We start from the raw sequence: 23721 nt of genomic DNA on the forward strand, positions 1-23721 counted from the left end.
CTAGTACTCCTCACTTCAGTAGCAGTAGGCAGTAGCAGTAGGCAGTAGCAGTAGCAGAAGCAGAAGCAGTAGAAGCAGTAGAAGCAGTAGAAGCAGTAGAAGCAGTAGAAGCAGTAGCAGCAGTAGCAGCAGTAGCAGCAGTACCGAAGTCATGCAGTGAAGTACTACGTAGTGCAGCAGTACCGTAGCTAATCGAAGTAGAAGCAAGCCGCAGTACCGAGGGCGTCTGTTCACAGGAACGGCCGCCCTTTTTCTTTTTTTAAGAAACGTTTAAGCGACGCCCCGTAAGCTTCCTTCATCGATAAAGCGCGCTCCCGTAGAGCGCATCCCCTCGTCAGGAGCACACGATGAAAGCGAAGATTCTCACCCGCAGCGCCGTCGCGGTGGCTGTTGCCGTTGCCTTGTCGGCGGGCTACGTGGCGGGTCATAACAACGTTCCTGCGCCACAGGTCATCGCGCCTGCTCAAGCCGCGATGATGCCCGCCGAAGCTGCCGCAAAGACGGGCATTCCCGACTTCTCCGGTCTCGTCGAGACGTACGGTCCGGCCGTGGTCAATATCAGCGCGAAGCACGTCGTCAAGCAGACGTCGAACCGTCGCAGCCAGAATCAGGTGCCGATGGACCCCGACGATCCCTTTTATCAGTTCTTCAAGCGCTTCGGCGGCATGCCCGGCTTCGGCGGCGGCGATGGCGGCCCCGGTGCGGACCGTCCGAGCGAAGGGCTCGGCTCGGGCTTCATCGTGAGCAGCGACGGCTACATCCTGACCAACGCGCACGTCGTCGACAACGCCAATATCGTCACCGTGAAGCTCACCGACAAGCGCGAATACCGCGCGAAGGTCATCGGCGCGGACAAGCAGTCGGACGTCGCCGTGCTGAAGATCGACGCGAAGAATCTGCCGACCGTGAAGATCGGCGATCCCAACGGCAGCAAGGTCGGCCAGTGGGTCGTCGCGATCGGGTCGCCGTACGGGTTCGACAACACCGTGACCTCGGGCATCATCAGCGCGAAGTCGCGTGCGCTGCCCAACGAGAACTACACGCCGTTCATCCAGACCGACGTGCCGGTGAATCCGGGCAACTCGGGCGGTCCGCTCTTCAATCTGCAAGGCGAAGTGATCGGCATCAACTCGATGATCTATTCGCAGACGGGTGGCTTCCAGGGGCTTTCGTTCGCCATCCCGATCAACGAGGCGATCAAGGTCAAGGACGCGATCATCAAGACGGGCCATGTGGATCGCGGCCGACTCGGCGTGACGGTGCAGGGCATGAATCAGACGCTCGCGAATTCGTTCGGCATGACGTCGCCGCAAGGCGCGCTCGTGAGCTCGGTCGAGCCGGGCGGACCGGCGGCGAAAGCGGGCCTGCAGCCGGGCGACGTCATCACCGCGCTGAACGGCACGCCGGTCGCGGATTCGACCTCGCTGCCGTCGCAGGTCGCGGGTCTTGCGCCGGGCACGTCCGCGAAGGTCACGGTGTGGCGGGACAAGAGTTCCAAGGATCTTTCGGTGACCATCGGCGCGCTGAAGGACGCGAAGACCGCCAGCGCGAACGCGGGCGGCGGCGACGGCGCGTCGGCGCAGGATGCGCGCCTCGGCGTCGCGGTGCGTCCGCTCACGCCGGAAGAGCGGCAGAACGATTCGCTGTCTCGCGGGCTGCTCGTGCAGCAGGCGGGCGGTGCGGCGGCGAACGCGGGCATCCAGCCGGGCGACGTGATTCTCGCCGTGAATGGCCAGCCGGTCACGTCGGTGCAGCAGTTGAAGACGATGGTTCAGCACGCCGGCGACAGCATCGCGCTTCTGATCCAGCGCGACGATGCGCAGATCTTCGTGCCCGTCGATCTCGGCTGACGCGCGGGCGTCGCCCTACGCGGGCACGAACCATGCTCCACGGTTCCTTGGTGCCCCATCGCGTGAAGCTGACGCATCGGGCGTGACGCCGCTGGCGCCTTCGGGCGCGGCGGCATCGGACAAAGGAGCAGAAACATGACGAGCAGAACCACGGGCAAGCTGGCAAGCGCGCTTCTCGTTGCCGCATTGAGCGCGGGTATGGCGGGCGGCGCCTGGGCGCAGGCATCGGGTGCGACGACGGGCGGTACGTCGACCGATTCGTCGAGCGCCGGCAACACCAACGGCGGCGGCCTGCCGCAGATCGAGCAGAAGGGCGACGTCTCCTACACGTCGGGCGGCGTGGGGCTCGACGAATCGCGCGCATTGTTGCGCGAACAGGCCCACTGGCCGCTGTCACTGCGCTTCACGGGCCCGACCACCGACTACCTCTCCGGCGTGCATGTGCGCATCGTCGACGGCAAGGGCGGCGAAACGCTTTCCACCGAATCGATGGGCCCGTACATGCTCGTCAAGCTGCCGCCGGGCAGCTACACGGTCTACGCGAAGTACAAGGATCAGGAGAAAAAGCAGGCTGTGACGGTCGCGGGGCCGGGCAAGGCCAAGGCGGCGTTCCACTGGAACATTCAGTAAGCGCGGGCGTCGAAAGGGGAAGCACCCGGGGCATCGAAAGCGCTCACGCAGCATCGGAAGTTTGTCTCATAATCAAGCCACGGGTGTCTCGATGACTCGTGGCTTTTTCTTGGGATGTCGGTTCTCACGCGGGAGGCGCAGCACGATGGGCATGGAACTGAACGACGGGCACGAAACGGCGCATCACATCGAGATCACGCTGAACGGCCGGCGCTGCCGCGTGATCCATCAGGGCGTGACCTACGCCGATACGCACGCGTCGCTTACGCTCGTCGAAACGGGCGCGGAGAAAGTGCACTACTTCCCGCGCGCCGACGTGAACATGGCGCGTCTGGAGCGCTCCATCCACACCACGCATTGCCCGACGAAGGGCCAGGCCACGCACTATCACCTGCTGACCGAAGACGGTCCGGTCGAAAACGCGGCGTGGAGCTACGAATTGCCGCTCGACGCCGCCGTCAAGATCAAGGGCTATCTCGCGTTTTACGGTTCGCGCGTGGATCGCATCGACGAGACATCCTAGGCGCGCATCCGAACAGACATCCCCCGTCCGCTCAGCCATAACGAACGCATGCGACCGTTGCCCCGGAGGCTCAGATGGAAGTCACCGATGCGTTGTGCGTTCCGCTCGATTCGGCGCACGTCCGGGAGGCGCTTTCCGATCTCGCGCTGCTGCGCGCGAGCCTCGACAACTGCGAGTCGTTCACGCGCACGCCCGGCGGCGAGTATGTCGTCCGGCTGATCGTGCCGCTCGGCGCGCTGCGGGCGCACTACGAGATTCGCGCGCACGCCGCCGGACGCACGCGTCAGACGGCGCACGCACCGAGCGAAACCTCCGAACCCGAAGACGCCGTCTACGCGCGCACGCTGAGCTTCAAGGCGCGCGGCGAGGGCGTCGGCTCGTTGCGCGGGCAGATCGCGGTCGCGCTGAATCCAGACGACGACGGCGCCGCGACCTGGATCGAATACACCGTCTGGGCGACCGTGTCGGGGCCGCTGGCCGGCTTGCCCGCGCGTCAGATCGAGAACGCGCTGCGCGAGGGCGCCGACGAATTCTTCGCCGAGTTCTGCGAAGTAGTCCGCGCGAAGCACGGCTTGCCGTCGATGCGCGCGGCGGGCGAGAGCGCCGCGCGCCGGCATGTGTTCTTGCGGCCGGGCGCGATGTCGGCCGCGTTCTCGCGTCGCTCGGGCGCGACGCGCACGCCTTCCGCGGATGCTTACGCGAGCGGCGTATTGCGGCATCGGCTGCACGGCCATGGCTTCGTGCGTCACGAGCGCGATCATTCGCATGATCCGCATCCGCTCGGCTTGCCGGTGTGGGCGTGGGCGGCCATGCTCGTGTGCATCGCGCTGTTCGCGTATTTCGCGCAGCACGTCGGGTTGTAGCGCGCGTCACGTGCCCCGAAACGCCCGTCGATAAGCCGATGGCGACGTCTTCAGCGTCTGCGCGAACTGCTGGCGTAGCGTCGCGCCGGTGCGCAAGCCGCTTTGTTCCGCGATGCGATCGATCGGCAGGTCGGTGTCTTCGAGTAGCCGCTGCGCGAGCGCGACCCGTTGCCCGATGAGCCACGCGCCGACCGTCGTTCCCGTCGTGTCCCGAAAGCGCCGTGTAAAGTTGCGACGGCTCATCGCCATGCGCGCGGCGAGCGCATCGAGGGAATGATCCGCTTGCAGATTGGCGCGCAGCCAGTCGAGCAGCCCCGCGAGTTTTTCGCCGTTCGCGCGCGCGGGCAGCGGCTCGTCGATGAATTGCGCCTGGGAACCCTGCCGGTGCGGCGGCACCACGAGCCGCCGCGCGACCTGATTGGCTGCGTGCGAGCCCGCCAGCTTGCGCAGCACGTGCAAACAGCAATCGAGTCCGGCCGCGGTGCCGGCGGACGTCGTGATGGTGTCGTCGTCGATGTAGAGCACGTTCGGATCGAGGCGCACGCGCGGATAACGGCGCGCGAAATCGTCGGCCCACGCCCAGTGCGTCGTGGCCGCGCGGCCGTCGAGCAGGCCCGCCGCCGCGAGCACATACGAGCCGAGACACAGTCCGACAATTCGCGCGCCGCGTGCGTGCGCCGCACGCAGCGCGTCGAGCAGCGCATCGGGCGGCGTTTCGCCGGGATCGCGCCACGACGGCACGATGATCACATCGGCCGTATCGAGCGCGTCGAGCGCGTGATGAGCCGCGATCGTAAAGCCCGCCGATGTCGCAAGCGCGTCCGGCTCGGCCGCGCAGACGCGAAAATCGAATGACGGGACGCCGGTTCCGCCGCGCTCCTCGCCGAACACGATGCACGGCACCGCGAGATGAAAGGGGCTGATGCGGTCGAACGCGACGACGGCGATCGAATGGCGTTTCATGATCGGGCACCGGAAGAAAGGCTGATTCGGCATTTTGGCCCGAATCCCGCGAAAGTTGGCGATCGGGCCACTTCGGCGGTTGCGCGGGTGCGGCGACAATGCTTCGACCCATCGAAAGGAGCTGACCATGCCGCGCCGCGCCCTGATCGTCATCGACGTGCAAAACGAGTATGTCGATGGCAACCTGTTGATCGAATATCCCGATGTGAACGTGTCGCTCGCCAATATCGCCCGGGCGATGGACGCCGCCGAGAAGCACGGCGTGCCGGTTGTCGTCGTGCAGAATTTCGCGCCGGCGGGCGCGCCGATCTTCGCGCGCGGGTCGGCCCTGGCCGAGTTGCACGAAACGGTGGCGTCGCGGCCGCGCGCGCATTACGTCGAAAAATCGCTACCGAGCGCGTTCGTCGGCACCGATCTCGCCGACTGGCTGACGGCACACGACATCGACACCGTCGTGATCGCGGGCTACATGACGCACAACTGTGACGATTCGACCGTGAAGCACGCGGTGCATGCCGGTCTCGCGGTCGAATTCCTCGCGGACGCGACCGGCGCCGTGCCCTACGAAAACAGCGCGGGCCGCGCCAGCGCGGAAGAAATTCACCGCGTGTTCACAGTGGTGATGCAGTCGCGCTTCGCCGCCGTCCTCGACACCGAAAACTGGATCCGCGCGCTCGAAACCGGCGAGCCGCCCGCGCGCGACAACATCTATGCGTCCAACCAGCGGGCGCGCGCCGCGACTTCAGGCGCGGGCCGCTGAGAGCAGGGCGGGGCTGCAACGCAAGGCGTCGAAGCACGCGTCGATGAGCGCTTCGGCGTCGCGCTCCGGATGGACGATGTCGGGCAGCATCAGCGAATCGTGCAGGATGCCAGTGAAAAGGCAGTGGAGCATGGCCGTCGCGCGGTTCGTGTCGAGCGTCGCGGGAAGCTGCTGCTTTTCGACGGCGTTGCGCAGCGCCCGCTCGATGCGCTCCATGCCGTTGCGCATGTTGTTCTGGTGCCGCTCGCGCACCGGTCCCATTTCCTCGACGAACTCGCATTTCATGAAGAGGATGTCGAAGACGCGGCGGCGCTGCTCGTCGGCGGTGATATTGCGCATGCACCAGACGAAGAGCTCATGCAGACGGGCGAGCGGGTCTTCTTCCTTGCCGTCGAGCGTGGCTTGCACGAGTTCGTCGAGCGGCAGCAGGCTGCGGTCGAACATCGCGTTGAAGAGATCGCCCTTGTTGGCGAAATGCCAGTAGATCGCGCCGCGCGTGACGCCCGCCGCGTGCGCGATGTCCGCGAGCGTCGTGCGCGACACCCCTTTTTCGTAGAAGACGCGCTCGGCCGCGTCGAGAACACGATTGCGCGTCGCCTGCGCTTCTTCCTTGGTTCGTCTGACCATATTCTGCGGCCGATGGCCGTCTGCTCCTGCTGCTGCCGTTGAAGAGCCGCTTTGAAGCGGCTTTGTCGAAGATTCGTCGAACGTAATCGATTCCCCGAGGTGGTTTCTTCTCATCGCCAATGGGGAGAAACACGTACGGTTTTTTACATTCATTCGTGAATGTATATACAATACCACCCGTTTACGAATAGTCACAAATCCATCCGACGGGCGGATTTCGAATAAGCTTTCGTCTCCATTGCCCGATCCGGCCGTCCGTTGGCCGCGGGCGACGCCTCCGAGCGTCGCGCAAGGGCATGAGGCGCACGCCGCTGGCTGGCGTCGCCGCTCACTCGTCGGACAGGTTGGTGTATTCGCAGCGTCCTGAAGGACGCTCGTGCGCGGCATTGCCCGGGGAAGGCCGCCGCGCACCCAAATTTCACTCTCAGTCTCAGACAGAGGTCGCTCCATGCGCGTCGAACGGGTTCCATTCCGCTTAATCACCGCCGCGACGGCTGCCGTGTTCCTGGCAGCGTGCGGGCAAAAACAGTCAGCGCCTCCGCCGCAAACGCCCGAAGTGGGCATCGTCACCGTGCAGCCGACGAGCGTGCCGGTCGTCGTCGATTTGCCGGGCCGCACCAATGCCTATCTGGTCGCGCAAGTGCGCGCCCGGGTCGACGGCATCGTGCTGCGCCGTGAATTCACCGAAGGCGCCGAGGTCAAGGCCGGTCAGCGGCTCTACAAGATCGATCCGGCGCCGTACATCGCCGCGCTGAACAACGCGAAGGCGACGCTCGCGAAGGCACAGGCGAACGTCGCGTCGCAAAACGCGCTCGTGTCGCGCTACAAGATCCTCGTCGCGGCCAATGCCGTGTCGAAGCAGGATTACGACAACGCCGTGGCCGCGCAAGGCCAGGCCGTGGCGGACGTCGCCGCGGGCAAGGCGTCGGTCGATACGGCGCAGATCAACCTCGGCTACACCGACGTCGTCTCGCCGATCACCGGCCGCACCGGTCTGTCGCAAGTCACGCCGGGCGCGTATGTGCAGGCGAGCGCCGCGACCCTGCTCACCACCGTGCAGCAGCTCGATCCGATCTACGTCGACCTGACGCAATCGAGCGTCGAGGGCCTGCGTCTGCGCAGGCAGATCCAGGAAGGGCGATTGCAGACCGAAGGCATCCACGCCGCGAAGGTCACGCTCGCGCTGGAAGACGGCCGCACCTATACCGAGCAGGGCAAGCTGCAGTTCTCCGACGTGAGTGTCGACCAGAGCACCGGTTCGGTGACCGTGCGCGCGATCTTCCAGAACAAGGACCGCGTGCTCTTGCCGGGCATGTTCGTGCGTGCGCGCATCCAGGAAGGCACGAACGACCACGCGCTCGTCGTGCCGCAGATCGGCGTCACGCACGACCAGAAGGGCACGCCGACCGCGCTCGTCGTGAACCTGGACAACAAGGTCGAATTGCGCCAGCTCGTTACGGGCGGCACCTTCGGCAACAACTGGGTGGTCGACAGCGGCCTGAATCCGGGCGATCGCGTGATCGTGAACGGTGTCGAGAAGGCGAAGCCCGGCATGCAGGTGAAGCCGGTCGACGCGAAATTCCCCTACCCGGCCTCGGACGCTCAGGCGGCATCGGCACCCGGCGCCGCATCGGGCGCACAGGGCGCCGCCGCTCCGGCGAACGCGAGCGGTGCGAGCGGTGCGCAAGCCGCATCGGCCGCGTCGGGCGCGTAATAAAAGGGAGCCTGTTACATGGCAAAGTTTTTTATCGATCGACCGATCTTCGCGTGGGTGATCGCGATCATCCTGATGCTGGCGGGGATGGCGTCGATCTTCACGCTGCCGGTCGCGCAGTATCCGACGATCGCGCCGCCCGCGATCCAGATCAGCGCGACCTATCCGGGCGCATCCGCGAACACCGTCGAAAACACGGTCACGCAGGTGATCGAGCAGCAGATGACCGGCCTCGACCACTTGCTGTATCTGTCGTCGACCTCCGATGACTCGGGCACGGCCACCGTCACGCTGACGTTCGCGGCGGGCACGAACCCCGACATCGCGCAGGTGCAGGTGCAGAACAAGCTGCAGCTCGCGACGCCGCTGCTTCCGCAAGTCGTGCAGCAGCTCGGCACGAAGGTCACGAAATCGAGCTCGAGCTTCCTGCTCGTGCTCGCCTTCGTGTCCGAAGACGGCAGCATGAGCAAGTACGACCTCGCGAACTACGTGGCGTCGAACGTGGCCGATCCGCTCTCGCGTATCGACGGCGTCGGCACCACGACGCTGTTCGGCTCGCAGTACGCGATGCGCGTCTGGCTCGATGCGACCAAGCTCACCAATTACGCGCTGACGCCGGTGGACGTGAAGAACGCGATCACCAATCAGAACGTTCAGGTGGCGGCGGGCAGTCTCGGCGGCACGCCGGCGGTGCCGGGGCAGATGCTCCAGGCGACCATCACGGAAGCGACGCTGCTGCGCACGCCCGAGCAGTTCGGCAACATCCTGCTGAAGGTGAATCAGGACGGCTCGCGCGTGCTGCTGAAGGATGTCGCGCGCATCGAGCTCGGCGGCGAAAACTACAACTTCGACACGAAGTACAACGGGCAGCCGACAGCCGGCTTCGGTATCCAGCTCGCGACGGGCGCGAACGCGCTGCAGACGGCGAAGCTCGTGCGCCAGAAGATCGACGATCTGTCGAAGTACTTCCCGCACGGTCTGGTGGTGAAGTATCCGTATGACACGACGCCGTTCGTGCGCCTGTCGATCGAGGAAGTGGTCAAGACGCTGATCGAAGGCATCGTGCTCGTGTTCCTCGTGATGTATCTGTTCCTGCAGAACCTGCGGGCGACGATCATCCCGACGATCGCGGTGCCGGTCGTTCTGCTCGGCACGTTCGCGATCATGTCGGCGGTGGGCTTCTCCATCAATACGCTGTCGATGTTCGGCCTCGTGCTCGCGATCGGCCTGCTCGTCGACGACGCGATCGTGGTCGTGGAGAACGTCGAGCGGGTCATGTCCGAGGAGCACTTGTCGCCACGCGAGGCGACCCGCAAGGCGATGGGCCAGATCACCGGCGCGCTGATCGGCGTGGCGCTCGTGCTGTCGGCGGTGTTCGTGCCGGTGGCGTTCTCGGGCGGCTCGGTCGGGGCGATCTATCGACAGTTCTCGCTGACGATCGTCGCGGCGATGGTGCTGTCCGTGATGGTCGCGCTGATTCTCACGCCGGCGCTGTGCGCGACGATCCTCAAGCCGCATCCGGAAGGGCATCAGCCGGAGAAGAAGGGCTTCTTCGGCTGGTTCAACCGTACCTTCAACAAGAGCCAGGAGAAGTATCACAGCGGCGTGCAGCACGTCATTCGCCGCTCGGGCCGCTGGCTGATCATCTATATCGTGGTGATCGTCGCGGTGGGCATGCTGTTCCTGCGTCTGCCGAAGTCGTTCCTGCCCGATGAAGACCAGGGCACGATGTTCGTGCTGGTGAACGCGCCGTCCGGCTCCACGCAGGAATACACGGCGCACGTGCTGAAGGACGTGCAGGACTATCTGCTGAAGGACGAGAAGTCGATCGTCGAGTCGGTGTTTACGGTGAACGGCTTCTCGTTCGCGGGCCGCGGCCAGAACTCCGGTCTCGTGTTCGTGCGGATGAAGGACTACGCCGAGCGTCAGCACAGCGACCAGAAGGTGCAGGCACTCGTCGGGCGGATGTTCATGCATTTCGCGCCGTACAAGGACGCGATGATCTTCCCGGTCAATCCGCCTTCGATTCCCGAACTCGGCACGGCGGCGGGCTTCGACTTCGAGTTGCAGGATCGCGGCGGCCTCGGCCACGCGAAGCTGATGGAAGCGCGCAACATGCTGCTCGGCATGGCCGCGAAGGATCCGACGCTCGCGCAGGTGCGTCCGAACGGCCTGAACGACACGCCGCAGTTCAAGGTGAATGTCGACCGCGAGAAGGCGAGTGCGCTCGGCGTCGCGGTGACGGACATCGACCAGACGTTCTCGATCGCCTGGGCGTCGCAGTACGTGAACAACTTCCTCGACGTCGACAACCGGATCAAGAAGGTCTACGTGCAGGGCGACGCTCCGTTCCGCATGAATCCGGAAGACCTGAACAAGTGGTACGTGCGCAATGGCGCCGGAACGATGGTGCCGTTCGGTTCCTTCGCGACCGGCAACTGGACCTACGGCTCGCCGAAGCTCGAACGCTACAACGGCATCTCGGCGGTGGAAATCCAGGGCGCGGCCGCGGCGGGGAAGTCGACCGGTCAGGCGATGACGGCGATGGAAGCGATCGCGGCGAAGCTGCCGGCGGGCATCGGCTACGAATGGACGGGTCTTTCCTATCAGGAGCGCCAGTCGGGCTCGCAGGCGCCGATCCTGTACGGCATCTCGATCCTCGTCGTGTTCCTGTGTCTCGCGGCGCTGTACGAGAGCTGGTCGATTCCGTTCTCGGTCATCATGGTGGTGCCGCTCGGCGTGCTGGGCGCGCTGCTCGCGGCGACCCTGCGCGGTCTGGAAAACGACGTGTTCTTCCAGGTCGGCCTGTTGACGACGGTGGGCCTGTCGGCGAAGAACGCGATTCTGATCGTGGAATTCGCGCGTGAGTTGCGGATACAGGGCATGTCGACGGTGGAAGCGGCGATGGAAGCGGCGCGCCTGCGGTTGCGCCCGATTCTGATGACCTCGCTCGCGTTCATTCTCGGCGTGCTGCCGCTCGCGATCAGCAACGGCGCGGGCTCGGCGAGCCAGCACGCTATCGGCACCGGCGTGATCGGCGGTATGTTGACCGCGACCTTCCTCGCCATCTTCATGATCCCGATGTTCTTCGTCGTGATCTCGAAGTTCAGCAAGAGCAAGGACGTGCCGGCGCCGGGCACATCGGGCGACGTCGAAGGTCCGCATGGCGGCTCGCCGAATGGCTCCGATAAGGAAGGACATTGACATGCTTAAACATTCCTTGATCGCGGCCGCCGTAGCGGTATTCGCCGCGGGCTGCACGCTCCAGCCGAAATACGAACGGCCGCCCGAGCCCGTCACGCAGACGTTCCCGGAGGGCGGCGTCTACGCGCACCAGCCGGATGCGTCGTCGAGCGCGAGCAACGGCCGCAGCGCGAACGGGCAGAGCGCGCCGGACATCGGCTGGCGCGATTTCTTCGCCGATGCGCGCCTGCAAAGGATCGTCGAGCTCGCGCTGAAGAACAACCGCGACCTGCGTGTTTCGGTGCTCAACGTCGAGGCGGCGCGCGCGCAGTATCAGATCACGCGCGCCGGCCTGTTCCCGACGCTCGATGCAGCCGCGTCGCAGACCAAGCAGCGCACGCCGAAGAACCTGTCGTTCTTCGGCAACACGATCTCGAACGAGTATTCGGTCGGCCTGAACGCGTCGTGGGAAATCGACTTCTTCGGGCGCATCCGCAGCCTGAAGGACCAGGCGCTCGCGCAATATCTGTCGACGGCGGAATCGCGCAAGGCGGCGGAGATCGCGCTGGTGTCGTCGGTGGCGGACCAGTATCTGACGATGCTCGCCTACGACGACGCGCTCGTCGTCACGCAGAACACGCTGAAGACCGCGCAGGAGTCGTTCCGCATCACGAAGCTGCAGTACGACAACGGCACGGGCACCGAGCTGGATCTGCGTCAGTCGGAAGGCGTGGTCGAAGAAGCGCAGGCGAATCTGCAGCAGCAGGCGCGTCTGCGCGCGCAAGCGGAGAACGCCCTCGTGCTGCTGGTGGGCGAACCGTTGCCCGCCGATCTGCCGACGGGCATGCCGCTCGACACGCAGAATCTCCTCTCCGACATTCCGGCGGGCCTGCCGTCCGATCTGCTCACGCGCCGTCCCGACATCGCGGCGGCGGAGCAGTCGCTCCTCGCAGCCAACGCGAATATCGGCGCGGCGCGCGCGGCGTTCTTCCCGAAGGTGTCGCTGACAGGCAGCTTCGGCACGCTGTCGCCGACGCTCGGCGGGCTGTTCAAGCCGGGGTCGGCCGCGTGGTCGTTCGCGCCGCAGATCTCGGTGCCGATTTTCGAGGGCGGCCAGAACAAGGCCAATCTCGACCTCGCGAACGTGCAGAAGCGCATCGAGATCGCCAACTACGAGAAGGCGATCCAGACTGCGTTCCGCGAAGTCGCGGACGGCCTCGCCGCGCGCGGCACCTACGACGAGCAGATCAAGTCGCTCGAGCGCTTCGTGAATTCGCAGAGCCGGCGTCTGGAGTTGTCCGATCTGCGCTATCGCAACGGCGTCGACAGCTATCTCTCGGTGCTGACCGCACAGACGGCGTTGTACGAGGCGCAGCAACTGCTGATCACGGCGCGGCTGAACCGCCTGACCAACCTCGTCGATTTGTATCAGTTCATGGGCGGCGGATGGATCGAGCGGTCCGGCGACACGCCGCGTCCGGCCGATGCGCCGGTCGATTACGGCTCGCAAGGCGCGCCGCAGCCGGCATCGGCCCCTGCGGCAGGTTGACTCGCCTCGAAGTGAAGCGAACAAGGCCCGGCCATGCGCCGGGCCTTTTTTTAACTCCGCTTACATCCGGCAAGGGCAAGGACAAGCGGCACGACGCGGACTTCGCCACGATGTTTCAGTAGTGCGACGAGTTCGCCATATTTGTTCCAATGCGGGGCAAATTTTCACATAAATGCCGGTTAATTAGGCTTCCTCATCGCGCGTGATATCTATAATCGGCTGCTTGTCGCAGTCGGTGTTCACGAAGTCCGGTCCGGGCATCGCGTTATACATTTAGTTATCCCAAAAATATGGCCACTCTTTTCGAGAGCGCGGCCAGATCCATCCAAGGCAAGGACGGGCCCGACCGAAGGCCCGGACGTAGCGATCCGCGACTTTTCGCATCGCACGACAGCCCGTCGCGCGCGGACCGCCCTGAGCGCGAGGACGCGCGCCTTTTCTTTTTCAGTCACCACAGAGGTCTGCGTTCCATGCGTCTCAAACGGATTCCATACCGACTCATCGGCGTCACGACGGTCGCCCTGCTGGCAGCCGGCTGCGGGGAGAAACCTCCCCCGATGACCCAGCGCACGCCGGAAGTCGGCGTCGTCACGCTCGAACCGGCCGCGGTGCCGGTCACGACGGAACTCACGGGCCGCACGAGCGCTTTCCTCGATGCCCAGGTGCGCGCGCGCGTCGACGGCATCGTGTTGCGCCGCGAATTCACCGAAGGCGGCCTCGTCAAGGCGGGGCAACGGCTCTACAAGATCGATCCGGCGCCGTATATCGCGCAGTTGAACAACGCGAAGGCGTCGTACGCGAAGGCGCAGGCGAATCTCGTGTCGACGCGCGCGCAGGCCGAGCGCTACAAGGTGCTCGTCGCGGCGAACGCCGTCAGCAAGCAGGACTACGACAACGCGGTGGCCGCGCAAGGCCAGGCCGAAGCCGATGTCGCATCGGCCAAAGCCGCGATCGATACCGCGCAGATCAACCTCGGTTATACGGATGTCACGTCGCCGGTCTCGGGGCAAGCCGGCATCTCGCAGGTCACGCCGGGCGCCTACGTGCAGGCCGCGCAGGCGACGCTGATGGTCACGGTCCAGCAGCTCGACCCGATGTACGTCGATCTCACGCAGTCGAGTCTCGACGGTCTCAAGCTGCGCCGCCAGATTCAGGAAGGACGTCTTTCGACCAACGGGCCGAACGCCGCCAAGGTCACGCTGATTCTCGAAGACGGGCGGGTCTATCCGGAGCAGGGCAAGCTCCAGTTCAGCGACGTGACGGTCGATCAGTCCACCGGATCGGTGACCTTGCGCGCGATCTTCATGAACAAGGACCGCGTGCTGCTGCCGGGCATGTTCGTGCGCGCGCGCATCGAGGAAGGGGTGAACCCGAGCGCGCTCGTCGTGCCGGTGCAGGGCGTGACGCACGACCAGAAGGGCACGGCGATCGCCATGGTCGTCGACAAGGACAACAAGGTGGCGTTGCGTCCGCTTGTGACCTCGGGCACCTACGGCCAGAACTGGGTGGTCGACAGCGGGCTGAAGCCGGGCGACCGCGTGGTCGTCGAAGGCATCGACAAGGTGCGTCCGGGCATGGGCGTGAAGGCCGTGCCGGCGCATCTGCCGGCAGCACCGGCCGATCCCGCCGCGGCAGCCGCCGGACCGGCCTCGGGCGCAGGCAAGGCCGCCGCCGGCGCCGGCGCATAAGGTCGGGGGAGACGCTTCATGGCCAAGTTCTTTATCGATCGCCCGATCTTCGCATGGGTGATCGCCATCATCATGATGCTCGCGGGCCTCGCGTCGGTATCGACGCTGCCCGTCGCGCAGTATCCGACCGTCGCTCCGCCGTCCATCCAGATCAGCGCGACGTATCCGGGCGCCTCGGCCCAGACCGTGGAAAACACCGTCACGCAGGTGATCGAGCAGCAGATGAGCGGCCTCGACCATCTGCTGTACCTCGCCTCGACTTCGGACGACAGCGGCACCGCCACCGTCACGCTGACCTTCGCGGCCGGCACGAACGCCGACATCGCCCAGGTGCAGGTGCAGAACAAGCTGCAGCTCGCCACGCCCAATCTGCCGCAGGTCGTGCAGCAGCTCGGTATCAGCGTGACCAAGTCGAGCAGCAGCTTCCTGCTGGTGCTGGCATTCGTGTCCGAAGACGGCAGCATGTCCCGCGAAGACCTCGCGAACTACGTGGCATCGAACGTGCAGGATCCGCTCAGCCGTCTCAACGGCGTCGGCACCGTGACGCTGTTCGGTTCGCAGTACGCGATGCGCATCTGGCTCGATCCGAGCAAGCTGACCAAGTACAGCCTCACGCCCGTCGACGTGAGCAACGCGCTGCAGTCGCAGAACGTGCAGGTGGCAGCGGGCCAGCTCGGCGGCGTGCCCGCGGTGCCGGGCCAGTCGATGCAGGCCACCATTACCGAGGCGACGCTTCTGCGCACGCCGGAGCAGTTCGAGAACGTGCTCCTGAAGGTGAATCAGGACGGCTCGCAGGTGCGCATGCGCGACGTGGCGCGCGTCAGTCTCGGCGGCGAGAACTACAACTTCGAGACGCAATACAACGGCCGTCCGGCAGCGGGCTTCGGCATTCAGCTCGCCACCGGCGCGAACGCGCTCGCGACGGCCGACGCCGTGCGCGCGAAGGTCGATGCCCTCTCCAGGTTCTTCCCGCACGGTCTCGTCGTGAAATACCCGTACGACACGACGCCGTTCGTCAAGTCGTCGATCTCCGACGTGATCAAGACGCTTTTCGAGGCCATCGTGCTGGTGTTCCTCGTGATGTACCTGTTCCTGCAGAACCTGCGCGCAACCCTGATCCCGACCATCGCCGTGCCGGTGGTGCTGCTCGGCACCTTCGGGATCATGGCGGCGGCGGGCTTCTCCATCAATACGCTCTCGATGTTCGGCCTCGTGCTCGCCATCGGGCTGCTGGTGGACGATGCCATCGTGGTCGTGGAGAACGTCGAGCGGGTGATGGCGGAAGAGGGGCTCTCGCCGAAGGAGGCCACGAGAAAGGCGATGGGCCAGATCACCGGCGCGCTCGTCGGCGTGGCGCTGGTTCTCGCCGCCGTGTTCGTGCCGGTCGCGTTCACGGGCGGCTCGGTGGGCGCGATCTATCGCCAGTTCTCGCTGACGATCGTCTCGGCGATGGGCCTCTCGGTCCTCACCGCGATGGTGCTCACCCCGGCGCTGTGCGCGACGCTCCTCAAGCCGCTGCCGAACGGACACGAGGAAAAGAAAACCGGCTTCTTCGGCTGGTTCAACCGTACCTTCGCGAAGAGCCAGGAGAAGTACCACAGCGGCGTGGCGCATGTCATCAAGCGCTCGGGGCGCTGGCTCATCATCTATCTCGTGCTCATCGTGGCGGTCGGCATGCTGTTCGCGCGCCTGCCGAAGGCGTTCCTGCCGGATGAAGACCAGGGCACGATGTTCGTGCTGGTGGCCACGCCCGCCGGCGCGACGCAGGAAATGACGCAGCGCGCGCTGGATGACGTCGCGGACTATCTGCTGAAAAAGGAAAAGGCGATCGTCGACTCCGTGTTCACGGTGAACGGCTTCAGCTTCGCCGGACACGGCCAGAACTCGGGGCTCGTGTTCGTGCGGCTGAAGGACTTCGCCCAGCGCACGAAGGCCAACGAGAAGATTCAGGCGCTGGTGGGCCGCACGTACGGCGCGTTCGCAGGCTACAAGAACGCGCTCGTGTTCCCGGTGAATCCGCCGTCCATTCCGGAACTGGGCACGGCGGCGGGCTTCGATTTCGAGCTTCAGGACCGCGCGGGCCTCGGTCACGAAAAGCTCATGCAGGCGCGCGCGATGCTGCTCGGCATGGCCTCGAAGGATCCGACGCTCGCTCAGGTGCGCGCGAACGGCCTGAACGACGCGCCGCAGTTCAAGGTGAACATCGACCGTCAGAAGGCGCTCGCGCAGGGCGTCGATCCGTCGACGGTCGACCAGACCTTCTCGATCGCGTGGGCGTCGAAGTACGTGAACAACTTCCTCGACACCGACAGCCGCATCAAGAAGGTCTATATGCAGAGCGATGCGCCGTTCCGCATGTCGCCCGAAAACATCAACAGCTGGTACGTGCGCAATTCATCGGGCTCGATGGTGCCGTTCTCGTCGTTCGCGACCGGCGAGTGGAGCTACGGTTCGCCCAAGCTCGAGCGCTACAACGGCCTCTCGTCGATCGAAATCCAGGGCGTCGCGGCGCCGGGCAAATCCACTGGCCAGGCGATGACCGCCATGGAAGCGCTCGCCGCGAAGCTGCCCGCCGGCATCGGCTACGAATGGACGGGCTTGTCGTATCAGCAGATCCAGTCCGGTTCGCAGGCGCCGATTCTCTACGGCATCTCGATCCTCGTCGTGTTTCTGTGTCTTGCGGCGCTGTATGAGAGCTGGTCGATTCCGTTCTCCGTGATCATGGTCGTGCCGCTCGGCGTGGTCGGCGCGTTGCTGTTCGTGTCGCTGCGCGGACTGGAGAACGACGTGTTCTTCCAGGTCGGCTTGCTCACCACGGTCGGCTTGTCGGCGAAGAACGCGATTCTGATCGTCGAGTTCGCGCGCGATCTCCAGATCTCGCAAAAGATGGGACCGATCGAAGCAGCGATGGAAGCCGCGCGCCTGCGCCTGCGTCCCATCCTGATGACGTCGCTCGCGTTCATTCTCGGCACGATGCCGCTCGCGATCAGCAACGGCGCAGGTGCGGCGAGCCAGCACGCAATCGGCACGGGCGTGATCGGCGGGATGTTCACCGCGACCTTCCTCGCGATCTTCATGGTGCCGATGTTCTTCGTCGTCGTGCGCGCGCACTTTGGCGGCGACAAGGAAGACGCGGATGCCGCGCTCGCGCGTTACAGCGCGCAGCGGCGCGCGGAACAGGGCAACGAAGGACATTGACAATGCGTAGACTTTCCTTGATTGCAATGGCCGTCGCCGCGCTGGCGACCGGCTGCACGATGGCGCCGAAGTACGAGCGCCCCGCTGCGCCGGTGTCGGCGAGTTTTCCCGCGGACGGCGTCTATGCGGCGCAGCCCGTCGCGGCGCAGGGCGGCGCGCGCAGTGCGAACGGCGTGGCCGCGGCCGATCTCGGCTGGCGCGATTTTTTCGTCGATGCGCGGCTGCAGCAGCTCATCGACATCGCGTTGAAGAACAATCGCGATCTGCGTGTCGCGATGCTCAACGTGCAGGCTGCGCAGGCGCAATACCGCATCGTGCGTTCGGAGCTGTTTCCGACGCTCGCGGCGCAAGGCAGCCAGTCGAATCAGCGCACGCCGCGAGATCTGTCGATTCTCAACCACACGATCACGAACTCCTATAACGTGGGCTTGAACGCGTCGTGGGAGATCGACCTGTTCGGCCGCGTGCAGAGCCTGAAGGATCAGGCGCTCGCGCAATACTTCGCGACGGCGTATGCGCGCAAGGCAGCGGAGATTTCGCTGGTATCGCAGGTGGCGACGCAATATCTGCAAGTGCTGCAGGCCGACGATCTGCTCGCCGTCACACGGCAGACGCTGAAGAGCGCGAGCGATTCGTACGGCATCGTGAAGCTGCAGTTCGAAAACGGCACGACGTCCGAGCTCGATCTCAGCCAGGCGCGCACGGTGATGGAGAGCGCGGCGGCCAATCTGCAGGCGCAGGAGCGCGCGCGAGCGCAGGCGGTCAATGCGCTCGTGCTGTTGCTCGGCGAGCCGATGCCCGACGATCTGGCGGACGGCATGCCGCTCGACGGGCAGAACCTGCTCACCGACATCCCGGCGGGCCTGCCCTCGGATCTGTTGCTGCGCCGCCCGGACATCATGGAGGCCGAGCAGAATCTGCTCGCGGCGAACGCGAATATCGGCGCGGCGCGGGCGGCGTTCTTCCCGAGCATTTCGTTGACGGGAAGCTTCGGCACGATCAGTCCGACGCTCGGCGGCCTGTTCAAGGCGGGGTCGGCTGCATGGAGCTTCGCGCCGACGATCACGCTGCCGATCTTCGAAGGCGGCCAGAACCTCGCCAATCTGGATCTCGCGCACATCCAGAAGAAGATCGAGATCGCGAACTACGAGAAGTCGATTCAGTCCGCGTTCAGGGATGTGGCGGACGGCCTCGCCGCGCGCGGCACCTACGATCAGCAGATCGCCGCGCTCGAACGCGATACGGCCGCGCAGCAGCGGCGCCTCGCGTTGTCGACGCTGCGGTACAAGCAGGGCGTCGACAGCTATCTCGGCGTATTGACCGCGCAGCAGGATCTCTATGCCGCGCAGCAGACGTTGATCACCGTGCGCACGCAGCGGCTGGCGAATCTCGTGACCTTGTATCAGGCGCTGGGAGGCGGCTGGATCGAGCGCACGGGTGATGCGCCGCGCGCGGCGGATGCGGGCTAGCGCTTCGTCTTCACCCGGCTGAAGCATCGCACCCCGGTCGTCGAAAATCGGCGTCCGGGGGGGGGTCGTCGGGCGTCGCAAACAAAAAAAACGCCGCGGCTTGCACCGCGGCGCTCAACGCAAACATCCAGCAAGCACTTCCAGGGTTACGACTTCCTTAGTGCGCGTCGCCCGCGTGGGCCGCGCCTTCGAACTCATGCGCGGCTTCACGCGCATCACGTTGCGCATCGCGTTCCTTGCGCACGCCGTTGAACACGATGTTCAACACGACCGCCGACACCGACGCCAGCAGGATCCCGCTGTGGAGAATCGGCTCCAGCGCATGGGGCAGTTGCGTGAAGAACTTCGGCGCGACGACCGGCACCATGCCCATCCCGACGCTCACCGCGACGATGAACAGGTTGTGCTGGTTCTTCGAGAAATCCACGCGCGACAATGTCTTGATGCCGTTCGCCGCGACCATGCCGAACATCACGATGCCCGCGCCGCCGAGCACGAAGGGCGGCACCGACGCCACCACCTGCGCCATCTTCGGAAACAGGCCGAGCACGACGAGAATCACGCCGCCGGTCGCGCAGACGAAACGGCTCTTCACGCCCGTCACGCCGATCAGGCCGACGTTCTGCGAAAACGACGTATGCGGGAACGAATTGAAGATGCCGCCGATCAGCGTGCCCAGACCGTCGACACGCAGGCCGCGAACGAGCGCTTTCTGATCGACCGGACGCTCGACGAGATCGCCGACCGCGAGAAACATGCCCGTCGACTCGATGAACGTGACGAACATGACGATGACCATCGTCGCGACGGAGAGCGCATCGAAGTGCGGCATGCCGAAGTGGAACGGCAGCACGATGCCGACCCACGGCGCGTGCGCGACGCCGTCCATGTTCACGCGGCCGAGCATCGCGGCGATCGCGAAGCCCGCGACGATGCCGAGCAGCACCGAGATATTCGCGATGAAACCACGCGCGAACTTGTTGATGAGCAGGATCAGCGACAGCACGACGAGCGACAGCAGCAGGAACACCGGATTGCCGTATTCGGGATTGCCGATGCCGCCCGCCGCCCAGTTGATGCCCACGCCCATCAGCGAGAGACCGATCACCGCGATCACCGTGCCGACCACGACCGGCGGGAAGAATCGCAGCAACTTGCCGATCATCGGGGCGAGGAAGATGCCGATCACGCCCGCCGCGATGGTCGCGCCGAACACGTCGAGAATGCCGAGCGAGGGATTCGTGCCGATCGCGACCATCGGGCCGACGGCGGCGAAAGTGCAGCCCATGATGACGGGCAGGCGAATGCCGAAGATCCACAGGCCGAGCGTCTGGATCAGGGTGGCGACGCCGCACGAGAACAGATCCGCGCTGATGAGGAACGCGACCTGGTCTTTCGGCAGGCCCATCGCGGCGCCGAGAATCAGCGGCACCGCCACCGCGCCCGCGTACATCACCAGAACGTGCTGTATGCCGAGCGTCAGCAGTTGACCGGCAGGCAGCCGTTCGTCGCACGGATGCACGGACGGGTTCACCGAGCTTGAAGCCATGTCTCTCTCCTATATCGACTTCCATTTGAATGGCCTCCAAGTTAAGTGCATCGGACCTCGTGAACAAGACCACGCGGCGCTATACGTCGCGTTCGCGTGTCGATATGGGTTTCGCGCGCCACGGGTGGCGCAAACGCGCGCGAGCCCCTGCCACAAGGGGTTTGACGCACATCGCGGGAAATTCGTCGCGTGACGCAAGGCCGCGGTCCTCAAGCGGTCGTTATGATGTCCATCAGGCCGCGCGTATAGTCCATTTTTCGTGTTCATCGCGTGATGGCGGGGTTAACCCCGGTTTTACGCGTTTTCCCTAACGTCTTTTCGGACTCGAAATTTCATGCGTTTTTTAGGCATCGATCTCGGTACCGGCTCGCTGAAACTCGCCATCGTCGACGAAAGCGGGCGTGAAATCGCATCGTCGAGCGCGGCTTACGCGGTGACGAGCGCGCAGCCCGGCTGGGCGGAAACGACGGTCGATGCGTGGTACGCCGCGCTCGTCGGCGCCGCGTCGCGCCTTCCCGCGAACGAGCGGCTGGCGGTCGGCGCAATCGGCTTCTCCGGGCAGATGCACGGTGTCGTGCCGACCGGCGCCGATGGCCGCGCGTTGCGTGCCGCGATGCTATGGCCCGACACGCGAGCCCGCGACCTGCTCGACGCGTGGCCCGAGCCGCAGCCGAATCCCGTCGCGCCCGGCATGGCGGGACCGCTGTTGCGCTGGCTCGCTGCGAACGAGCCGCGGACGGCGGCTGCAATGCGCTGGGCGTTGCAGCCGAAGGACTGGCTGCGCGTGAAGTTGGGCGGCATGTTCGTCACCGATGCATCCGATGCCTGCGCGACCGCGCTCGGCCATCCATCGGGCGAATGGGACGAGGCTCTCATCGACCGGCTCGGTCTCGCGCGCGTGGCGTTCGCGCCGCTCGCGGCATCGCATGCAGTCGGCGGGGCGCTGTCGACAGAGGCGGCGGCGGAACTCGGCTTGCGTGCTGGCATTCCGATGGCCGTCGGCGCGGGCGACACGCCGTGCGCGGCGCTCGGCAGCGGCCTGTCCGCCGATGGCGACGCGCTGCTCACCACCGGCACCGGCGGCCAGATCGTCGTGATGTGCGCCGATGCGCCCGCGCCCATGCACGGCCTGCACACGTATCGCGCGGCGACGGGCGCGTGGTATCGCATGGCGGCGATGCAGAACGTCGGCGTTGCGCTGGAAGCGGTGCGCGGCTGGCTCGGCTACGCATCGTGGCCCGATGCCTACGACGATGCGTTCGCCGCGAACCCCGGCGCATCCGTGAGCTTCCTGCCGTATCTGAGCGGCGAGCGATCGCCGTGGATGAACCCGGACGCGCGCGGCGGCTGGCTCGGACTCGGCCTCGACGACACGCGCGGCACGATGATGCGCGCCGCGTTCGAGGGCGTGGCATTCGCATTGCGTGCCGGACTCGACGCGATCCGCGCGAACGGTGCGCCCCTCGATGCGATGCTGCTCGCGGGCGGCGGCTCGGTCGATCCGCGCTGGCGGCAGTTGCTCGCCGATGCATTGCGCGTCGAGTTGCGCGCCGTCGATTGCCCGAACGCGGCGACGCGCGGCGCGGCGATACTCGGCGGCATCGCGGCGGGCCACTGGCGCATCGACGATCTCGCAGCGCTCGCGCCCACGGCGACACGCGTCGCGACGCCGCGCGCCGATGCATCGCTCGATGAACGGCTCGCGCGCTTCATCGATCTGTACAGGCGTACCGAAGGCTGGTTCGCGATCACGCGCCAGTCCGCTTAAACTTCCGTATCTTTAAGCCGGATGCCATGCGCATCGGGGACTATGAAGCGACGCTTCATATGAGCGGTAACTGAAGCTCGCTTCGTCGAGACAACATCGAATTCAGCCATGCCCGCACCGTCACCGTCACATCCCGATTTCCGCTCGCGCTCGTTTCTGCTCGATCACGCATTGCGCACGATGACTTTCTATCATCCGCACTGCATGGACCCGGCGGGCGGCTTCTACCACTTCTACAAGAACGACGGCACGATCTACGACCGCAAGTCGCGACATCTGATGTCGAGCACGCGCTTCGTCTTCAACTACGCGATGGCGTACAAGCACTTCGGGCTCGATGAATATCGCGGCGGCGTGGCGCACGGCGTCGAATATCTCCGCGATGTTCATCGCAATCCGCAGACGGGCGGCTATGCGTGGACGCTGAATGGCCGCGACGTCACCGATGCGATCAACCGTTGTCACGGCCTCGCGTCCGTCGCGCTCGCGTATGCGAAGGCGGTCGAGGCCGGGTTCGACGAAGCGCGCGCGTGGCTCGACGAAACCTGGAACCTGATGGAGACGCACTTCTGGGATGCGCGGCACGGCCTCTACAAGGACGAAGCGAGCGCCGACTGGCAAGTGTCCGACTATCGCGGGCAGCACGCGAATATGCATGCGTGCGAGGCGTTGCTCGCCGCGTTCGAAGCAACCCGCGAAGCGCGCTATCTCGATCGCGCGGCCTTGCTCGCGGACAACGTGGTGAATCGTCAGGCGGCGCTCGCGGGCGGGCTCGTGTGGGAACACTACAAGCCGGACTGGTCGATCGATCGGGACTACGAGAAGGGCGGGCGCAGCAACGTCGTCAGGCCGCGGGGTTTCCTGCCGGGGCATCAGACGCAATGGGCGAAGCTGCTCCTGATTCTCGACCGTCACCGGCCCGAAGCGTGGCATGTCGCGCGTGCGCGCGAGTTATTCGATCGCGCGCTGGAATTGTCGTGGGATCACGAGCACGGCGGCATGGTCCACGGCATCGATCCCGAAGGCAAGTTTTGCGATGAAGACAAGCATTTCTGGGTCCAGGCGGAATCGCTCGCGGCGGCCGCATTGCTCGCGGATCATGCGCAGCGCGATGGCGACGCGGCGCTCGCCCCGCGTTACTGGAACGATTACGACCGCCTGTGGACTTATAGCTGGGAGCATTTCGTCGATCACAAGTGGGGCGCGTGGTATCGCATTCTCACGCGTGACAATCGCCAGTACAGCGACGAGAAAAGCCCGGCGGGAAAGACCGACTATCACACGATGGGCGCATGTTACGAAGTCCTGAACGTCGTGCGCTGAAACGAAACTCCGCATCCTCAAAACTCAAGGAGCAGAACGATGAAAACCAAAGCAGCCATCGCAA

General features: G+C 65.2%; 16 protein-coding genes. 13 read left to right on the top strand and 3 right to left on the bottom strand.

What is annotated here, in order from left to right; genetic code table 11:
• Positions 1 to 347 precede the first annotated feature (347 nt).
• From U4Y90_RS35100 to U4Y90_RS35115, 4 genes are all read left to right on the top strand, one after another.
• Positions 348 to 1850 carry a DegQ family serine endoprotease gene (locus U4Y90_RS35100; protein ID WP_321801638.1) on the top strand — a complete coding sequence of 501 codons (1503 nt, stop codon included), beginning with the start codon at positions 348 to 350 and terminating at the stop codon, positions 1848 to 1850.
• Positions 1851 to 1985: 135 nt separating this feature from the next.
• Positions 1986 to 2480: a carboxypeptidase regulatory-like domain-containing protein gene (locus U4Y90_RS35105; protein WP_321801639.1), complete on the top strand. Its 495-nt coding sequence runs from the start codon at positions 1986 to 1988 to the stop codon at positions 2478 to 2480.
• Positions 2481 to 2625: 145 nt separating this feature from the next.
• Entirely contained in the window at positions 2626 to 3003 is a 378-nt protein-coding gene (locus U4Y90_RS35110; protein WP_321801640.1) for a DUF427 domain-containing protein, read from the top strand.
• Between the two features lie 74 nt (positions 3004 to 3077).
• Positions 3078 to 3866, top strand: coding sequence for a CoxG family protein (locus U4Y90_RS35115; protein WP_321801642.1), 789 nt, complete (start codon positions 3078 to 3080; stop codon positions 3864 to 3866).
• Between the two features lie 6 nt (positions 3867 to 3872).
• On the opposite strand, the gene U4Y90_RS35120 is transcribed toward U4Y90_RS35115, so the two are convergent.
• Positions 3873 to 4829 (bottom strand): helix-turn-helix domain-containing protein, encoded by a 957-nt coding sequence (locus U4Y90_RS35120; protein ID WP_321801644.1) that lies wholly within the window; start codon positions 4827 to 4829, stop codon positions 3873 to 3875.
• A gap of 121 nt (positions 4830 to 4950) precedes the next feature.
• Here U4Y90_RS35120 and U4Y90_RS35125 point away from each other — a divergent pair, with 121 nt between their 5' ends.
• Complete coding sequence (locus U4Y90_RS35125) at positions 4951 to 5589, top strand: cysteine hydrolase family protein (protein ID WP_321801662.1); 639 nt, start codon at positions 4951 to 4953, stop codon at positions 5587 to 5589.
• Here U4Y90_RS35125 and U4Y90_RS35130 read toward each other — a convergent pair.
• Positions 5572 to 6216 carry a TetR family transcriptional regulator gene (locus U4Y90_RS35130; RefSeq protein WP_321801645.1) on the bottom strand — a complete coding sequence of 215 codons (645 nt, stop codon included), beginning with the start codon at positions 6214 to 6216 and terminating at the stop codon, positions 5572 to 5574. The two genes, U4Y90_RS35125 and U4Y90_RS35130, sit on opposite strands and share 18 nt — an antisense overlap.
• Before the next feature lie 448 nt (positions 6217 to 6664).
• Here U4Y90_RS35130 and U4Y90_RS35135 point away from each other — a divergent pair, with 448 nt between their 5' ends.
• The 6 genes from U4Y90_RS35135 to U4Y90_RS35160 all read left to right on the top strand — a co-directional run bounded on the left by U4Y90_RS35135 (position 6665) and on the right by U4Y90_RS35160 (position 19017).
• The gene (locus U4Y90_RS35135) at positions 6665 to 7930 is read left to right on the top strand and encodes an efflux RND transporter periplasmic adaptor subunit (protein ID WP_321801647.1); all 1266 of its coding nucleotides are present in this window, start codon (positions 6665 to 6667) and stop codon (positions 7928 to 7930) included.
• 18 nt (positions 7931 to 7948) lie between these two features.
• On the top strand, positions 7949 to 11134 hold the full coding sequence (locus U4Y90_RS35140) for an efflux RND transporter permease subunit (RefSeq protein WP_321801649.1): 3186 nt from the start codon (positions 7949 to 7951) through the stop codon (positions 11132 to 11134).
• 1 nt (position 11135) lies between these two features.
• Positions 11136 to 12662 carry an efflux transporter outer membrane subunit gene (locus tag U4Y90_RS35145; protein WP_321801651.1) on the top strand — a complete coding sequence of 509 codons (1527 nt, stop codon included), beginning with the start codon at positions 11136 to 11138 and terminating at the stop codon, positions 12660 to 12662.
• Between the two features lie 470 nt (positions 12663 to 13132).
• Complete coding sequence (locus U4Y90_RS35150; RefSeq protein WP_321801653.1) at positions 13133 to 14350, top strand: efflux RND transporter periplasmic adaptor subunit; 1218 nt, start codon at positions 13133 to 13135, stop codon at positions 14348 to 14350.
• Between the two features lie 18 nt (positions 14351 to 14368).
• On the top strand, positions 14369 to 17548 hold the full coding sequence (locus tag U4Y90_RS35155; protein ID WP_321801654.1) for an efflux RND transporter permease subunit: 3180 nt from the start codon (positions 14369 to 14371) through the stop codon (positions 17546 to 17548).
• A 2-nt stretch (positions 17549 to 17550) separates the two neighbouring features.
• Entirely contained in the window at positions 17551 to 19017 is a 1467-nt protein-coding gene (locus U4Y90_RS35160) for an efflux transporter outer membrane subunit (RefSeq protein ID WP_321801655.1), read from the top strand.
• Positions 19018 to 19174: 157 nt separating this feature from the next.
• Here U4Y90_RS35160 and U4Y90_RS35165 read toward each other — a convergent pair whose 3' ends face one another.
• Positions 19175 to 20566, bottom strand: coding sequence for a nucleobase:cation symporter-2 family protein (locus tag U4Y90_RS35165; RefSeq protein ID WP_321801656.1), 1392 nt, complete (start codon positions 20564 to 20566; stop codon positions 19175 to 19177).
• Between the two features lie 334 nt (positions 20567 to 20900).
• Here U4Y90_RS35165 and U4Y90_RS35170 point away from each other — a divergent pair, with 334 nt between their 5' ends.
• Both U4Y90_RS35170 and U4Y90_RS35175 read left to right on the top strand, forming a co-directional pair.
• Positions 20901 to 22334 carry a xylulokinase gene (locus U4Y90_RS35170; RefSeq protein WP_321801658.1) on the top strand — a complete coding sequence of 478 codons (1434 nt, stop codon included), beginning with the start codon at positions 20901 to 20903 and terminating at the stop codon, positions 22332 to 22334.
• Between the two features lie 108 nt (positions 22335 to 22442).
• Complete coding sequence (locus U4Y90_RS35175; protein ID WP_321801660.1) at positions 22443 to 23657, top strand: AGE family epimerase/isomerase; 1215 nt, start codon at positions 22443 to 22445, stop codon at positions 23655 to 23657.
• Positions 23658 to 23721 lie beyond the last annotated feature (64 nt).

Origin of the sequence: Caballeronia sp. J97 (genome assembly GCF_905220305.1) — a bacterium.
Lineage (GTDB): Bacteria > Pseudomonadota > Gammaproteobacteria > Burkholderiales > Burkholderiaceae > Caballeronia.

What these genes read in the sequence shown, in the direction of transcription:
- U4Y90_RS35115 (WP_321801642.1), top strand. Translation starts at nt 3,078, where the DNA reads ATGGAAGTCACCGATGCGTTGTGCGTTCCGCTCGATTCGGCGCACGTC.
- U4Y90_RS35160 (WP_321801655.1), top strand. Translation starts at nt 17,551, where the DNA reads ATGCGTAGACTTTCCTTGATTGCAATGGCCGTCGCCGCGCTGGCGACC.
- U4Y90_RS35155 (WP_321801654.1), top strand. Translation starts at nt 14,369, where the DNA reads ATGGCCAAGTTCTTTATCGATCGCCCGATCTTCGCATGGGTGATCGCC.
- U4Y90_RS35175 (WP_321801660.1), top strand. Translation starts at nt 22,443, where the DNA reads ATGCCCGCACCGTCACCGTCACATCCCGATTTCCGCTCGCGCTCGTTT.
- U4Y90_RS35105 (WP_321801639.1), top strand. Translation starts at nt 1,986, where the DNA reads ATGACGAGCAGAACCACGGGCAAGCTGGCAAGCGCGCTTCTCGTTGCC.
- U4Y90_RS35100 (WP_321801638.1), top strand. Translation starts at nt 348, where the DNA reads ATGAAAGCGAAGATTCTCACCCGCAGCGCCGTCGCGGTGGCTGTTGCC.
- U4Y90_RS35140 (WP_321801649.1), top strand. Translation starts at nt 7,949, where the DNA reads ATGGCAAAGTTTTTTATCGATCGACCGATCTTCGCGTGGGTGATCGCG.
- U4Y90_RS35165 (WP_321801656.1), bottom strand. Translation starts at nt 20,566, where the DNA reads ATGGCTTCAAGCTCGGTGAACCCGTCCGTGCATCCGTGCGACGAACGG.
- U4Y90_RS35145 (WP_321801651.1), top strand. Translation starts at nt 11,136, where the DNA reads ATGCTTAAACATTCCTTGATCGCGGCCGCCGTAGCGGTATTCGCCGCG.
- U4Y90_RS35110 (WP_321801640.1), top strand. Translation starts at nt 2,626, where the DNA reads ATGGGCATGGAACTGAACGACGGGCACGAAACGGCGCATCACATCGAG.
- U4Y90_RS35120 (WP_321801644.1), bottom strand. Translation starts at nt 4,829, where the DNA reads ATGAAACGCCATTCGATCGCCGTCGTCGCGTTCGACCGCATCAGCCCC.
- U4Y90_RS35170 (WP_321801658.1), top strand. Translation starts at nt 20,901, where the DNA reads ATGCGTTTTTTAGGCATCGATCTCGGTACCGGCTCGCTGAAACTCGCC.
- U4Y90_RS35130 (WP_321801645.1), bottom strand. Translation starts at nt 6,216, where the DNA reads ATGGTCAGACGAACCAAGGAAGAAGCGCAGGCGACGCGCAATCGTGTT.
- U4Y90_RS35135 (WP_321801647.1), top strand. Translation starts at nt 6,665, where the DNA reads ATGCGCGTCGAACGGGTTCCATTCCGCTTAATCACCGCCGCGACGGCT.
- U4Y90_RS35150 (WP_321801653.1), top strand. Translation starts at nt 13,133, where the DNA reads ATGCGTCTCAAACGGATTCCATACCGACTCATCGGCGTCACGACGGTC.